Below are 16,233 nucleotides of genomic sequence, written 5' to 3' on the forward strand. Positions count from 1 at the left end.
GGGTGCGTGCCACGCACCGATGAGATTAACATTAAAAAAATCGTACACTAGACGCAGCCTACGACTTTAATTATTAGTGACTATATGAAATTTTTAGCGATAGTTGTATCTTTTTTATTTTTATTCTGTGCACTTGCAGGAATTTTCGTCATTCCCACTTTTGAAGAGTTATATAGAAGCTTTGGTGTTGATATACCAGTCTTTACTAAAATAGTATTAAGTACTCATAAATACTGGCTAGGATTATCTTTGATCCCAATACCCTTGGTTTACTTGTCGGAACAGTCAAAAAAATGGCAAGCTATCATCGTATTTTTTCTCTTAGCTTTGGCTATTCTTCTTATTCCTTTGACCATTGTTGCTCTTTATCTACCTATTTACGAACTGGGTAAAGTAGTTGGTTAAACTATAGCAACAAACATAGGCTATGCTTTTAGCATGTAGGGCGGATTAGCTAATGTAGGGGAAGTTTCACGCACTGATTATACAAACAAAATTCAAAAAGGTGCGTGAAACGCACCCTACAACTCTCCTTACTAAAAAACCGTCTATACAAACGTATAGACGGCTTCTTGGTGCTAATTAAAACAAATAACTATTCTGTGCATTAATAGCACCATACCTGCCTTATTTCCCCACTAAATCTCTTAAAACTTACCAATCTGCATTTGCAAGAGCTGCATATAAGAGTCCAGCACCTATAGCTTGGATGGGAAAAGTAACTATGTCTACTGCCACACTCACTGGCAACAAAGCAACGCCAAGTTTATTAGCATTGTCCTTAGTTCTCCATTTTTCATTCAATTTAATAGTCATAGGTTGCTTTAGCTTATGGTTTATCTGATCAATATTCTGTACCGCAGAAGCTACTGTGAGCTCAATGTACACTGGACGCTGACAGGCTAGACTTTGTTGTTCAGCGATGACTGATGTCTGACACTTAAAACCAAGTTTTTCCAACTGTGGCTGCTCATTATTCTTTACTTCATTTATCGGCTTTGCATACACTAAGTTAATAAGGGTTGGTATATCCTTAACTTGTCTGGATTTATCTCTATCTATATCAAGAATTAACTCATTTGAATCAGCTTGAGTTTTTTTCTGAATATCACGAGTTCCGTATGTTGTCTGAGCATCGGGGTCAGGGTAATAGAATAATGGATTAGTATCGATATATAATGAGCCTAAATCTACTTGAGAGAAAATCCTTCTAAATATATCAGACGAAGTGTGAGAACTGACCGTAGGTTGCACTAAAAAGCTATAGTTTTTACCTGCTAAGATCATAGCATCCTCGTATCCTGTTATTGGCTTATTAGGATATCCAACGGCAATAACTTTCTCAGATAAAATATTTTTTTCATGATATTCCACATGGTCAGTTTTGGTGTAATTTACAAGACCCGCAGTCGCGCAACCATTTAATACGATTGATGATCCTAAAAGCGTTACGAGCAATAGAGACAGTTTCTTCATACATATAATCCGTTTAAGTTATTCAAATATCAAATGCCTCAGATGATAATACACAACATATGTAGAATTAAAATATTTAATTTTAAAATCTATAAATATGAGATATCGAAAACAAAAAAAGCCGCCTATACGATGTAATGTATAGACGGCTTTTTTACGCCAATCAAAATAGAGAAATTATCTAAGACTTATTGGATTCTGTATCCTCAAATATCGCTTTCAAAAAGCTTGTAATCTGAGCACTTTTCATTAGATAAGGATTAAAGTCAGCACCTGCTGAGAAGCTTTTTAGGGTATATTCTTCGTCTTCTACGCTTGATGTTAAATATTTTAATAAAAATCCATCCCATCTACGTACTTCTACTTCTTCAACCATACTGAGATGAGGTCCTAGGTGAGAATATTCATTGATCAATTTTACTAATATTTCATTGATAAGAGGTCTTGGACCTTCGATATTTTGAATGAAGTAATTGTCATTAACCACAAGCGCTGAGGTTACACCACTTTTTTCATTGTTTCTTCGCCATTGCTCAAGCAAACGAGCCAATTCTATTCCATTATTACTGTCACTATTTTTGCCAATATACGTTAGGCTGAGAATAATATGCTCACCCTGTCTTTTTCTATTTTCTGAAGGTTGGCTAGTAGCGATATGCATAAGAAACCTTATTTATAAAAAATTTATCTAAATCAAAAGACACTTTATAGGCGGCTTTTTTATGCTGGTTAGAGCAGATGGCCTTTATACTGAGCGCATGCTACGCGCTTACAATTTTCTAAATTAACCGTCTTCAAAAATCACTTTAAAAAAGCTTTCAATCTGAGTGCTTTTCATTAGATAAGGATTGAAGTCAGAACCTGCTGAGAAGCTTTTTAGGGCATATTCCTCATCTTCGACACTTTCCGTCAGGTGTTTGGTTACGAACCCATCCCACCGAAGCGCTTCTATTTCCTCCAGCTTAACAATATTAGGGAGAATCTTGAAATGCTCATCAATTATCTTCGCTAGAGCAGTATTGACAGCTGGTCTTGAACCTTGAATATTTTGAACAAAATAACCGTCATTGATAACAAGCGCTGAAACTAACCCACTTTCCTCAAAGTATCTTCGCCACTGCTCAAGAGCACGAGTCAATTCTATACCTGTTTTCATTTCGATGTTTTTACCGATATACGTTAGGCTAATCAGAACATGCTCGCCATGTCTTTTTCTATTTTCTGAAGTTTGACTTGTCGTTATGTGCATAAGAAAATCCATTTATATAATAGTTATATAAATTAATATACACTCTATTATAAGGTGTAATCAATAAAACTCTTGGTAATTGACCCGTTTCTTATCGTCTACACCTTAAAATGATACGACAAAAATAGGAATCACCAAAAAGCCGCCTACACACATATATAGACGGCTTTTTTAGTATAGCTATAATAAGTGACTGTCCTAAGAGACCAACACTTAAGAAATAAATATCTAGGAAATAAATGCAGCGCATTTAAAATTTATTAGATTCAGTATCTTCAAATACCGCCTTCAAAAAGCTTTCAATCTGAGTACTTTTCATGAGATAGGGATTGTAGTCAGAACCTGCCGAGAAGCTTTTTAGAGCATACTCTTCATCTTCAATGCTTGATGTTAGATGCTTGACTAAAAACCCATTCCATTGACGCGACTCTATTTCCTCTATATTAACAATGTTAGGAAAGATGCTTGAATGCTCGTCAAGTATTTTTTCTAAAGCAGTATTAATAGCAGGCCTTGTTCCTTGAAAACTTTGAACGAAATAACCTTCACTAATAACCAAGGCTGAAACTATATTATTTTCTTCAAAATATCTGCGCCAATACTCAAGTGCGCGAGTCAGCTCAATTCCCGAATCTAGGTCGACATTTTTGGCGATATATGTCATATGGATAAGAATATGCTCGCCATGTCTTTTTCTATTTTCTGGAGGTTGGCTTGTCGTTATATGCATAAGAAAATCCATTTATAAAAAATTAATCCAAATTGATAGATACTTTAAAATAAAATACAATCAATAATATTTTTAGCTTCCAATGACTCTTTATAATCTACCATGACTTTGTTCTGTGATGAAATGGTTCTGTGATGACATTAGATTTTAGTAAGATAATATACCGACATCTATCAGAGTACAATTGTACTATAAAACCAGACACAACCAGTGCAATATCATTATTCTAATAACTATAATGTCTAATCTGTATTTTCCTATAGTCCTGCCTTTACCCTAACATACGACTGACCCACGCTTATGGATTGCATTAGATGCTGCAAGTATCAGGCCAATCGTCGCCTATTCACTAAGCTAGCACATCTTATAGATAGATGGCACTTAGCTTACTACCATGAAAAAGCCGCCTACACACTACTTAGACGGCTTTTTACGCTGACTAAAGTGCCCAATCGACTAATACCGACCCATCTCAATTGTCGTCTCAGCAGTCATCATATCGCCCTGCCATGACTGCACATCTATCGTATACAAATGATCTTTACCGCCTGAACAGGGTGGCTTGTATGCGCCGCGGATATCGCCCTGACGGCTACGGTATTCAGCCACCATCTCTATACCGACTGGCACTTCATAAGTATGACCAAACACGCGTGGTACCTCGACACTGGTTTTGCCCTCTGACAATGCGTAGCTGACAATTCCATGTCCGCCCTTTTGCATACGTTTGTTACTCACGTCGTTGTAGACAAAGACTAAGCTATCAGCTCCATCAGGAATGTTTGAGACCGTCATACTCGGCGTGGCTGGGCTCTTGCCACCATAATCTAGACACTGTTGGCCTTCAGGTATGTGATCAGCATTCCACGTCTTATCATTGAACGTGACATCCATCGCAAAGGTACTGGTAGACAAAGCGAGTGCACTTAAGGCGACCACTTTTTTTAAGGTAAAAACTTTCATAAGCATTCCTTTAGACAGTTGGTGTATTAGCGCAGACAAGAAATGTCATTCTTTGATCAATCATAAAACCTGTAAAACATAATTAATGATAACTTTATAATAGATAATTATTGTTAAGTTGATTGTATCTTTTAAAGATTTTTGTTAATCCTTTGAATTAAAAAGAAATAAGATTCAGGATAATAGACTTATCTCAGCTCACCAAGCAAGATCATCTATGGGTACGTTACCTTATAGCTATGGTCTTCCTTCACGTGGTTATAGTAGTATTTAGGTCACTGACCCCTGAATAAAAAACAATAGGATCATCATGTTTGTTGAAGATAAAACGGCCACAGAAATTATGGCTCAGAGCACACCCATACCTATGCCCAAAATCATATTTTTTGATATCGATGATACGCTCAGCCGTAACGGTATTATCGCTGAGCATAACCAAGCGACGTTGAAGCAGCTTGCTGAGACTGATATCAAACTAGTGATATCAACAGGACGCTCTAAAGCAATATTGCCAGATGACATCTTAGCGTTGCTAGAGTCAAATGTGCTAGATGCTATTATTTGTATGAATGGACAATATAGCTTCGACAATAGTGGCCGAATTAGCCATTACCCGCTGTCCGCAGAACAAACGGATAAGATTGCGAAACTATGCCTAAAAGGCGACTTTATCCATAAATTTGACTCAGCGACTCATATTGCTTGGTCAGGTGAAAACGAGCGTTTGCGTGAGTTCAATGCCATCACGCCCAACTCTATCGTTGCCCCTGATTACTATAAATCAAACACGGTGTATCAATGTTCTGTTTTTTTTAATAGTCAAGAAGACAAAATGCAAGACATTGACTTTGCTCAATACGATTTAAAACTGGTACATTGGCATCATATTGGCGCCGATATATTGCCAATAGAAGCATCCAAAGCACGAGGTATTAAAGATGTGTGCAAATACTATGATGTAGATGCAAGCGAGTGCATGGCATTTGGTGATGGTATGAACGACCTAGAGATGTTTGATCTGGTCGGGTTTGCCGTGGCGATGGGCGATGCGCAACCCGCACTGATAGAACGTGCTGATTTTGTCACTGGGACGATTGAAGAATACGGCATACAGACGGTACTTGATCAGTTGGAAACAGCGTCGTAAGAATCCTTTCTAGAATTATTAAAAAACCCTTGCCAGATACTGACAAGGGTTTTTTAATGACGTTCTTTTGCAAAAGGCTTTTAGAACATTTACTGCTTACCTGCTACCAAACCATAAACCCAGCTACCAATTTTATAAAACCCTACAATGATAAGGATAAGCAGCACTGCCGCTAGCACGTAAGCTAGCCAGTTGGGTACACCACTCAACCAGCCAATCGTAAAGGTCAGACCCATATAAGTCTCAATAGGCCAGTTCACTATAGGTGTCGGTGAGCCAGAGTTGAGAAACGTCATAAATGCAACGATAGCCAGCGTAGCAGTGACGACTCCAACACCTTGACGAGTATTCATTTTATCCCTTCTACAAATCCAGCCAAACGTTAAGGCACCGGTTAAGGCGTCAGTTAAGGCATCGGTTAAGGCATTGTCAAGCCACCGTCAACAGCGATGGATTGTCCTGTGATAGCTGCACTCAAGTCAGAGGCCATGAGCAACACTGAATTAGCAAAGTCAGCTACTGAGGTCGCTTGACGTAATGGTGTAGTCGTTGCAATATAATCAAATACCTCTTCTGTCGTCAGGCTACTCGCATCAGTCATCTTTAAAAGTCCGCCTGCCAGCAGATTGACTCGGATACCATATTGCCCCAGTTCAGACGCCAAGTTACGTGTCAGCCCAATGAGTGCGGACTTAGCAGTGGTATAGTCGTAATAAGTAACCACCGGATTATAGACAAGGTTGGTTGAAATATTGATAATCTTGCCCATCTTCTGCGCTTTCATTTGCGGCAATACCGCTTGCACCGTGTTGACTGCACCCTTAACGATGCCATCCATCTGTTGGGAGAAGTGCGTCCAGTTAACCGTTTCTATACTGGTGTAATCCGCACTAGGATTGAACTGGTAACTAGGCAAGGCATTATTGACCAATATATCAATCGTACCAAAATGCTCAATCACTGCCGCTGCCATAGCTTGCATTTGGATTGCGTCAGTCACATCCCCTTGATAAGCAAAAGCTTGCCCGCCTTTGGCCTTAATATCAGCCACTACTGCTTCGGCAGCGTCTTTACTATTCAGGTAATTGACACACACATTGGCCCCTGCTGCGGCCATCTGTTTAGCGATTTGTGCGCCAAGACCACGGCTAGCACCTGTGACAATAGCAACTTTGTCTTTGAGAAGCATTGGAATCGCTGCATCTACTGAGTGGTTCTGAGTCATGAGGTTACATCCTTTATTATTATGTAGCGCGCCATGAGAAGAGGTTTTATGGCACAGTCATTACAAATCCGCACTTATCATAGCATGATTATATACCGTCATTAGGCTGAGCAAACCTAACCTTATATCTCGTATCAAGCCTCTATTATTGACGGAAAATTAGCGCTTCATCACAGCGACTCGCATCGATTGCCTTAATTGCCCTTTAAATCACTGAAACAAATAGCCATAATAGTGTAACTATCTATATTAAGTAGCATTTATCAATCGGTACTTTTCACTGATTGGCATCATTCTTTGTTTAGGAGAGATATTTTGACCCGTTCATCACCCCGTTCGTCATCGAGCATGTCGGCTCGTATTGGCCGTATCGTACCAAAAGCACTATTAACCATGGCTGTTGGCTTTGTACTTGCTAGCTGTAGCAACTCTGACAATGCAGCTGCTGATGGCAGTGCCACTGCGAGCAATGAGACGCTTAACTTATACAACTGGTCAGAGTATATGCCGCAAGAAATTCTTGATGGCTTTGAGGAAGAGACTGGCATTTCGGTAAATTACACCACTTTTGATTCTAACGAATCGATGTATGCCAAGCTGAAACTTCTCGATGACTCTAGCCAATATGATTTGGCGATTCCATCGACGTATTATGTCGAAAAAATGGCAAAAGAAGGGCTATTACAAGAGCTCGATAAATCTAAATTAAGCAACTTTAAAAATCTAGATACGTCATTTACCAATACCAAAGTAGACCCGGAGAACAAGTACTCTATCCCTTATATGTGGGGCAGCACTGGTCTAGCGATTAACGGTGATAGCGTCGATCCTGCGACTGTAAATAGTTGGAATGACTTATGGCGTCCTGAATTTAAAGGTCAAGTCATGCTAATGAATGACATGCGCGAAGTGTTTGGTATGGCACTACTCACGCTTGGCTACTCGGGCAACAGCACCGATCCTAAAGAGATTGAAGCAGCTTATAATAAGCTCACGACCATAATGCCAAATGTGAAAACCTTTAACTCAGATGCCTCACGTATGCCATATATGGAGGGTGAAACCTCAGTGGGTATGACATGGAATGGCGAAGCGGTGATCGCCAATAATGAAGGTCTAACTAGCTTAGTTTATAAATATCCTAGCGAAGGCGCAATCTTATGGATGGACAACTTTGTCATTCCAAAAAATGCCAAACACGTTGATGCCGCACATAAATTTATCGACTACCTATTACGCCCTGAAAACTCGAAAATCGTTAGTGAAGAAATTGGTTATGCCTCACCAAATATTGCAGCACGTGAAATGATGCCAGATGATGTGAAGAACAACCCTACCATCTACCCTCCTCAAGAAGTATTGGCCAAAGCTGATTTTCAAGAAGATGTCGGTGATGATGCCTTGCAGCTTTATCAGCAGTATTGGGATAAGCTAAAAACGGGACGTTAGTTACTGTTTTTTCTGAAGTTCGAAAAGATACATAAGACCAAAAAAACGCTGACTTTAGATAGTCAGCGTTTTTTTGCGTTATAAATGCAGATCTCCCTCGCCGCCCTGCTCTTTCATTCTACGCTGCTCACGGCGTTGATAGCCAAGCCCAGATGCCGCATACCATTGTGGCTTAGTTGTTTGTAACAACTCACTCATCTGCTGTAGTTGAGTCTGTAACGTTTGAGTCAACCAAAAGTACCCTTGCCATTCAAACGCTAGATGCTTGACACTTGGATATTCTGAAACAGCAATACGAGTAATGGGTCGGAACACTTCATCACTTGGACTACGCAATACCGCTGCTATATGCTGCATGGCTTGCGTCAACTCACTCTGATAATGTATCAATAAGATATGATTGTCATCATCGATTTCAATGTTTGCCAAACGTGGAGCGGCACTCAACAACAAATCAATGGTACCGATGATATTACGGTGAGTACGTTGAATGGTCTCCAGCGTTGTCTTGTTAATGCCTGACTCACTGGCAGTCGCCGCGATATGCGGGCGAACAGCTAACAGACGCTTATTAATCTGTTGTAATGCGTTGACCAACGTCTGATTTACAGGTACACCGTCATCGGGAAAGACAACGGAGTTGGGCTTTATATTCACGTTGTCTGGGATATCATCAGTCGCGTCATCAATATGCTTGCCCACACCAGCATACAAGTTGCTACAGGCATCGAGATTACTGCTCAATAGAAATCGCCACATCAACGTCGATTTCAGTGGCAAGATAAGTGTCACGGCTACCGAAACGCCCGTACCTAATAAGATATTCAGCGCACGATAAATTCCGTCTTGACTCATATTGCTTTGCCCCAAATTTGAGACAATCATCAACATCGTGATACCAGTCAGCAGACCTGTATAACCAAGCTTTCGGACTGCTAAATAACCGATGAAGCCACTCACCAAACCAATCAGCGCATAATAGACCCATGTCCATGCATTCACACTGTCGCTAAACCACAGAATACTAAAAGCGGCGACAATACCCAATAGCGTACCAAGTATCCGCTCTTTAGCTTTCGTATAAATAGCACCTTGATACTGCAATAGACCTAAAATGATGAATACTGTGATGGTCGTCCATTCACCATGTGGAAAACCAGTAAGGACATTGACTAGCAAGGCCAATATTACAGCCACACCTAAGCGTATAGCATGCAAAACATCTGCATATTGATAACGGACGTAAGGCTCAACAAACGGAGCAGACACACGCTGCCAAAGGATTGATTTCACGCAAGGTTACTCTTTTTAGTGGATAGGCAGGACGAATGATAAAAACCATAAGTTACTAACGGACATGCTAGCAGCCGCGACTCTATTTACAAAGTAATAATCAAAAAAAACGCCTCTTGCCTATCGAAAGACAAAAGACGTTCACGTTCAGAGTTTACTGATATCTAACTGAATTTAGATAAAGCCAGTTAAGATGTGTCCTAGACTTCCAAGAAATCCAATATACCTTCAGCAGCCTCACGACCTTCCCAAATAGCGGTCACGACTAGGTCAGAACCACGCACCATATCACCACCGGCAAATATTTTAGGATTGTTGGTCTGGAATTTAAAGGTTTGCTTTTCTGCTGCCAATACTCGACCTGAACTATCCATTGAGACTTGCTGCGCATCAAACCAATCAGCAGGGCTAGGACGGAAGCCGAATGCCATAATAACTGCATCACAAGGGATGATTTCTTCTGAATTAGGAATTGGCTCAGGACGTTGACGACCACGGTTGTCTGGTGCACCCAGATGTGTAGTGACGACCTTCACCCCGTTAACCTTACCGTTCAAGCCAATAATTTCAGTTGGCTGACGGTTAAATAAGAACTCAACGCCTTCTTCACGAGCGTTGACCACTTCACGGCGTGAACCTGGCATGTTTTCTTCATCACGGCGATACGCACAAACCACTTTTTCAGCACCTTGACGAATACTGGTACGGTTACAGTCCATCGCTGTATCTCCGCCGCCTAGTACAACCACTTTTTTGCCTTTAAAATCGATATACTCTTCAGGATTCTTTTCCCAATCATTACAACGATTCACATTAGCAATCAGGTAGTCTAGCGCATCATATACGCCTTCTAGCTCTTCACCAGCAAAACCGCCACGCATATAAGTATAAGTGCCCATACCCATAAACACGGCATCGTACTCGCTTAATAGCTCATCAATGCTGATATCAGTACCGATTTCTGTCTCAAGACGGAATTCCATCCCCATGCCTTCAAAGATGACGCGGCGATTGCGCATGACATCTTTTTCCATTTTAAATTCTGGAATACCAAAGGTAAGCAAGCCGCCAATTTCAGGACGCTTATCGAACACAACTGGCTTCACACCGTTTCTTACCAAGATATCTGCACAACCGAGACCTGCTGGCCCTGCACCAATGATCGCGACTTTTTTGTCTGTCCAAACCACATCAGACATATCTGGACGCCAGCCAAGGGCAAACGCTGTGTCATTGATGTATTTTTCTACATTGCCAATCGTCACAGCCCCAAAGCCATCGTTCAAGGTACAGGCACCTTCACACAAGCGATCCTGTGGACAGACGCGTCCACATACCTCAGGCAACGTGTTGGTACGGTGACATAACTCAGCAGCTTGAAATATCTGCCCTTCCGTCGCCAGTTTCAGCCAGTTAGGAATATAATTATGTACTGGGCATTTCCATTCACAGTACGGGTTTCCGCACTCAAGACAACGATGCGACTGCTGTGCCACCGCTTCATTTTCAAATGGTTTATAAATTTCGACAAATTCTGTCGAACGGGTTGCGATGTCTTTTTTGGTTGGCTCAAGACGTGGTACATCTAAAAACTGAAAACTATTTTCTAAGCGTTTTGCCATGATGCTATCTCTCTATAGTGGGCGGTGACAGCCTTTGATGACTGATTCATTTGACATATAAGATATGAATATCATTGCTGTCACTTACCTGCTTAAAACTTGTGAGTTAAAACGTATCTTAAAATATATCGGCAATCACACTATTGCGGATCAGCCATTGTCGTTTTAAGAAGGCTTGCAATGTTCGCCGCTTTTGGTTTTACCAAGTAAAACTTACGAACGTAGTGTTCAAAGTCATCTAATATCGTCTGACCCCATGCACTGCCTGTTTTAGCTACATGCGTTTCAATCACTTGTTGCAAGTGAATGCGATGTTCCTCAGTTTGCTCACTTGAGATACGGTTAAGATCGATCAGCTCATGGTTGCAGCGGTCAAAGAAATCACCATCCATATCTAGAACATAAGCGAAACCGCCTGTCATACCAGCCCCAAAGTTAAGGCCTGTGCGTCCAAGGATAGTGACGATGCCACCTGTCATATATTCACAGCAATGATCGCCAGTGCCTTCGATGACAGCATGTGCGCCAGAGTTACGAACACCAAAGCGCTCGCCTGCCGTACCCGCTGCATACAACTTACCACCTGTTGCACCATATAGGCAGGTATTACCAATGATGGCGGTATCTTGCGCAGTAAAGACTGAATCTTTCGGTGGATAAATGACAATCTCACCGCCTGCCATTCCTTTACCGACATAGTCATTGGCATCGCCTTCGAGTTCAATATTTAGACCACCTGCGTTCCAAACACCCAAACTCTGCCCTGCAGTACCAGTCAGATGCAATCTCACTGGCATGTCACTCATGCCAAGATTACCCCATACCTGTGCAATTTCACCAGAAATACGGGCACCGATAGAGCGATCACAGTTACCGACATAGTAACTATAATCACCGCCTATTCCTTGACGAATATTAAGCAGCATATCACTAACCATTTGTTCAGCTAGCAAACCTTTATCAAATGGCTCGTTGCGCTCTACTTGACAGGTTTGTGCTTTACCAGCACTCGCTGGATGACTAAACAATAACGGTGTTAAATCAAGATGGCGCTGCTTGTCAGTATTGCCTTCTAGCACTTCAAGTAAGTCAGTACGCCCGACCAGCTCTTCCATACTACTGACACCAAGTGCCGCTAGCCACTCACGAGTTTCAGTTGCCACAAACTTAAAGAAGTTAATCAACATCTCTGCTTCACCAATGAAATGCTCATCGCGTAACTTGGCTTTTTGGGTAGCAACGCCTGTTGGGCAGTTATTCAAATGACAGATACGTAGATATTTACAACCAACCGCAATCATCGGCGTGGTACCAAACCCAAAGCTTTCTGCGCCAAGAATGGCCGCTTTGACCACGTCAAGGCCTGTCTTTAGACCGCCATCAGTTTGCACACGTACTTTATCTCGTAGTCCATTGACCCGTAGCGACTGATGAGTCTCTGCCAGACCTAGCTCCCATGGTGAGCCTGCATGATGGATAGAGGACAGCGGAGAGGCTGCTGTGCCGCCATCATAGCCTGAGATAGTGATTAGATCGGCATAGGCTTTTGCCACGCCTGTGGCGATAGTTCCAACGCCCGGACGTGATACCAGCTTCACAGAGACCAAAGCATCAGGATTGACTTGCTTCAAATCAAAAATCAGCTGCGCCAAATCTTCGATAGAATAAATATCATGATGCGGCGGCGGTGAAATCAATGTGACGCCCGGCACTGAATAACGCAAGCGTGCAATCAGAGCGTTGACCTTACCACCAGGTAGCTGACCACCCTCGCCCGGCTTGGCACCCTGAGCGACTTTGATCTGCATGACTTCTGCTGAGCGTAGATACGCAGGTGTCACCCCAAAACGACCAGAAGCAATTTGCTTAATCTTCGAGTTACGCAACGTGCCGTAACGTACTGGATCTTCACCGCCCTCACCAGAGTTTGAGCGACCACCAATGGTGTTCATTGCCATAGCAATTGATTCATGCGCTTCAGGTGACAAGGCACCTAGTGACATGCCAGCGGAGTCAAAACGCGTCAGGATTTTAGAGATATCTTCGACATCATTTATATCGATGGAGTTGTCAGTTTTTAACTTTAACAAGTCACGTAAAGTGGCGACTGGACGACTATTGACCAGATCTGCATAGCGGCGGTAGTTTTCATAGTCACCAGTGCGTACAGCCGTATGTAGGCTGTTGATCACGTCTGGATTAAAGGCATGGTACTCTTTATTAAAGACAAACTTGAGCAGACCACCTTGATCAAGCGGTGCACGACGCTTAAAGGCATTGGCTGCCAATTGTGCTTGATCTGCGGCCAAGTCAGCAAAGGTAGCGCCTTTAATCCGGCTTTGCACGCCTTTGAAACATAAGCTGACCACTTCTTCTGAGAGGCCAACTGCTTCAAACAATTGAGCAGCACGGTAAGAAACAATGGTAGAAATACCCATTTTTGATAAGATTTTTAGCAGTCCTTTATCCAAGCCTTTACGGAAATTAACCCGCGCCTGAATCGGATCGCCGAGCAGCTCACCAGTTGCCACCAAATCATCAATGACATCATAAGCTAAGTACGGATACACGCAGGTCGCACCAAAGCCAATCAATACCGCTACTTGATGCGAGTCACGAGCTAAGCCCGTCTCAATGATTAAGTTAGCATCGGTACGAATACCTTGACCAATAAGATAGTGATGCACGGCACCAGTCACCATAATGGCATTGGCCGGTACTTTATCCGCATCGATGTCTCTGTCAGACAATACGATTAAAGTATTACCAGCACGAATAGTAGTTGCCACTTGCTCACAAATAGCGGTGATAGCTTCTGATAACCCTAGAGTACGATCGTAGTTTAAATCAATACGAGCCATCTTGAACGCTGGGTCATCCAAGGTTTCGAGCTGCTGCATCTTGCTGGCTGACAATACTGGCGATGATAAGATAATACGATGAGCGTCTCGCGCTGACGGCGCAAACACATTGGTCTCAGCACCCAAGCAAGTCTGTAGCGACATGACAATGGATTCACGTAATGGGTCAATCGGTGGATTGGTCACCTGCGCGAACTGCTGACGGAAGAAATCACCGACATGACGAATTTGCTGTGATAGCACTGCCATTGGCGTATCATCACCCATCGAACCAACAGGCTCTTGACCATTTTCGGCGTTGGGACGAATGATTTCAGTACGCTCTTCATTGGTGATGTGATACATCTTTTGCAATGTTTTTAGCTGATCGCCGCGACATGATTGCGCTGCTAACTCTTCTTCTAGGCGCTCGTCATCACGGATACGGGTCGCTTCTTCGCGTAACCATTTACGATATGGATGCGCTTTTTTGAGCAAGGTAGCAATGGCTCTAGTATCTAAAATCTGACCTGTCAGCGTATCAATGACCAGCATCTGACCTGGACCGACACGCCCTTTTGCTAACACATCTTTAGGGTCATAATCCCAAACGCCAACTTCAGAGGCGACAGTGATATAGCCATTCTTAGTCGTTACCCAACGTGACGGACGTAGGCCGTTTCTATCGAGCATACAGACGGCATAGCGTCCATCTTGAATGACCAGACCAGCAGGGCCATCCCACGCTTCCATATGCTGCGAGTAAAACTCATAAAAGGCGCGCAAGTCCATATCCATACTATCAACGTTCTGCCACGCTGGCGGTACGAGTATCGACATCGCATGGAATAAGTTCATGCCACCTGACATAAGTACTTCAAGCATGTTATCCAAGCTTGATGAATCAGAGCCACTGCTATTGACCAACGGTGTCAATTCATTCAAGTTAGGCAGTTTGTCTGACTTTAGCTTTGGCGTACGGGCTTCAGACCAGTTACGGTTACCGGTGATGGTATTCAATTCACCATTGTGAGCGAGATAACGGAATGGTTGTGCTAATGGCCAACGCGGTAAAGTATTGGTCGAAAAACGTTGATGGAACACCACAATATGTGACGCCAAACGCGCATCTTGCAAATCTAAAAAGAACGCTGGCAAGTCTGATGGCATCACCAAACCTTTATAGATAATAGTCTGACAGCTCAATGAACAAACATAGAATAGTTCATCATCAATCAGTTGCTGCTCTGCTTTTTTACGTGCCACAAACAGCTTACGGTTAAAGTCATCCGCAGCCAAATCATCAGGGGCATTGACGAATATCTGTTTGAAATCCGGTAATGTCTCACGGCCAATCTCACCAACGATACTAAGGTCAAGCGGTACGTCACGCCAGCCAGCGACCTCTAATCCTTGTGCTGCAATCTCATCACTTAGCACTTGCTGGCTATGCTTGGCTTTAGCCTCATCTAAATTGACGAACACCATACCAACCGCAAAGTTTTCGGTGATGGCTAATTGTTGCTCAGCAGCAATCTTTCTAAAAAACTCAGTAGGCGTGGCCAGTAATAAACCACAACCGTCACCAGTTTTACCATCAGCAGCAACACCGCCACGGTGAGTCATACAGCTTAGACTATGAATAGCTGTTTTTACCAAATCATGACTGGCTTGCCCTTCAATATGAGCAATCAAACCAAAACCACAGTTATCAGAAAAGTCATCTGGCGTAGCCAGGTGAGTTTGCGAGGAGATCATTGACATAGCTGGTCCTTTTGAGTAAACGGGTTGCCTATACATCCAATGCGGCACATAAGCTAGTCCCCGTAAGCAGAACGGGCTGATAGTTAATATTCGTATATAGGATTCAATAAATGATGCAACGCTCATAGACATTATGCATTAAGAGTAAGGTCAAACCTTCAACTCTTTTAACGGATAGCATCTGTCTCAATAAATAATTAGCGTCTTAATAGATAATAAGTAATTGCCGTTGGCAGCGAGAGAAAGTACTGCCCTGTATACCAATTACCTAGTTACCAATAACGTCATATCGTTATCTTGAGTATCGCTTGTTATTAAACCCCGTCCAGCACTTAAAACCAATTAGCTGAATAGTTAATAACAATGCATTTGATTAATCTTGAATATCTGACGCTCTGTATTCAAGCGCGTTATCAACCCTAATAAAGGGTGACAATAAGAGAGGTTGCTCTACTTGTGATCGCTTGAATATGCA

The 16,233-nt window shown here is 42.4% G+C and carries 13 protein-coding genes; 3 read left to right on the forward strand and 10 right to left on the reverse strand.

From position 1 onward, the window contains the following. Positions 1–84 precede the first annotated feature (84 nt). Positions 85–405: a hypothetical protein gene (locus tag I6E83_RS12075; RefSeq protein ID WP_197102233.1), complete on the forward strand. Its 321-nt coding sequence runs from the start codon at positions 85–87 to the stop codon at positions 403–405. Between the two features lie 249 nt (positions 406–654). Here I6E83_RS12075 and I6E83_RS12080 read toward each other — a convergent pair whose 3' ends face one another. From I6E83_RS12080 to I6E83_RS12100, 5 genes are all read right to left on the reverse strand, one after another. Next, a complete protein-coding gene (locus I6E83_RS12080; RefSeq protein WP_197102235.1) occupies positions 655–1,476 on the reverse strand; it encodes a hypothetical protein in 822 nt (273 codons plus the stop codon). 181 nt (positions 1,477–1,657) lie between these two features. Beyond that, the gene (locus tag I6E83_RS12085; RefSeq protein WP_197102237.1) at positions 1,658–2,137 is read right to left on the reverse strand and encodes a BLUF domain-containing protein; all 480 of its coding nucleotides are present in this window, start codon (positions 2,135–2,137) and stop codon (positions 1,658–1,660) included. Positions 2,138–2,260: 123 nt separating this feature from the next. Beyond that, positions 2,261–2,725, reverse strand: coding sequence for a BLUF domain-containing protein (locus tag I6E83_RS12090; RefSeq protein ID WP_197102239.1), 465 nt, complete (start codon positions 2,723–2,725; stop codon positions 2,261–2,263). Between the two features lie 250 nt (positions 2,726–2,975). Continuing rightward, positions 2,976–3,455: a BLUF domain-containing protein gene (locus I6E83_RS12095; protein ID WP_181416323.1), complete on the reverse strand. Its 480-nt coding sequence runs from the start codon at positions 3,453–3,455 to the stop codon at positions 2,976–2,978. A gap of 456 nt (positions 3,456–3,911) precedes the next feature. Then, positions 3,912–4,418, reverse strand: coding sequence for a hypothetical protein (locus tag I6E83_RS12100; protein ID WP_197102240.1), 507 nt, complete (start codon positions 4,416–4,418; stop codon positions 3,912–3,914). Positions 4,419–4,728: 310 nt separating this feature from the next. Between I6E83_RS12100 and I6E83_RS12105 the strand changes: the two genes are divergently transcribed. After that, positions 4,729–5,565 carry an HAD family hydrolase gene (locus I6E83_RS12105; RefSeq protein WP_197102242.1) on the forward strand — a complete coding sequence of 279 codons (837 nt, stop codon included), beginning with the start codon at positions 4,729–4,731 and terminating at the stop codon, positions 5,563–5,565. 89 nt (positions 5,566–5,654) lie between these two features. Here the strand turns inward: I6E83_RS12105 and I6E83_RS12110 are convergent, their stop codons facing one another. After that, positions 5,655–5,918 carry a hypothetical protein gene (locus tag I6E83_RS12110; protein ID WP_197102243.1) on the reverse strand — a complete coding sequence of 88 codons (264 nt, stop codon included), beginning with the start codon at positions 5,916–5,918 and terminating at the stop codon, positions 5,655–5,657. Positions 5,919–5,983: 65 nt separating this feature from the next. Next, complete coding sequence (locus tag I6E83_RS12115; RefSeq protein ID WP_227680936.1) at positions 5,984–6,790, reverse strand: 3-oxoacyl-ACP reductase; 807 nt, start codon at positions 6,788–6,790, stop codon at positions 5,984–5,986. 315 nt (positions 6,791–7,105) lie between these two features. On the opposite strand from I6E83_RS12115, the gene I6E83_RS12120 reads away from it, so the two are divergent. Beyond that, on the forward strand, positions 7,106–8,239 hold the full coding sequence (locus I6E83_RS12120) for an ABC transporter substrate-binding protein (RefSeq protein ID WP_265091216.1): 1,134 nt from the start codon (positions 7,106–7,108) through the stop codon (positions 8,237–8,239). A 78-nt stretch (positions 8,240–8,317) separates the two neighbouring features. Here I6E83_RS12120 and I6E83_RS12125 read toward each other — a convergent pair whose 3' ends face one another. The 3 genes from I6E83_RS12125 to gltB form a co-directional block, all read right to left on the reverse strand. Further along, positions 8,318–9,532 carry an FUSC family protein gene (locus tag I6E83_RS12125; protein WP_197102244.1) on the reverse strand — a complete coding sequence of 405 codons (1,215 nt, stop codon included), beginning with the start codon at positions 9,530–9,532 and terminating at the stop codon, positions 8,318–8,320. A 200-nt stretch (positions 9,533–9,732) separates the two neighbouring features. Further along, positions 9,733–11,154, reverse strand: a complete 1,422-nt coding sequence (locus I6E83_RS12130; protein WP_197102245.1) for a glutamate synthase subunit beta — start codon at positions 11,152–11,154, stop codon at positions 9,733–9,735. Between the two features lie 140 nt (positions 11,155–11,294). Beyond that, a complete protein-coding gene (gene gltB, locus I6E83_RS12135) occupies positions 11,295–15,794 on the reverse strand; it encodes a glutamate synthase large subunit (RefSeq protein WP_413787068.1) in 4,500 nt (1,499 codons plus the stop codon). Positions 15,795–16,233 lie beyond the last annotated feature (439 nt).

It is taken from the genome of Psychrobacter sp. SZ93C1, from assembly GCF_015864635.1.
Lineage (GTDB): Bacteria > Pseudomonadota > Gammaproteobacteria > Pseudomonadales > Moraxellaceae > Psychrobacter > Psychrobacter fozii.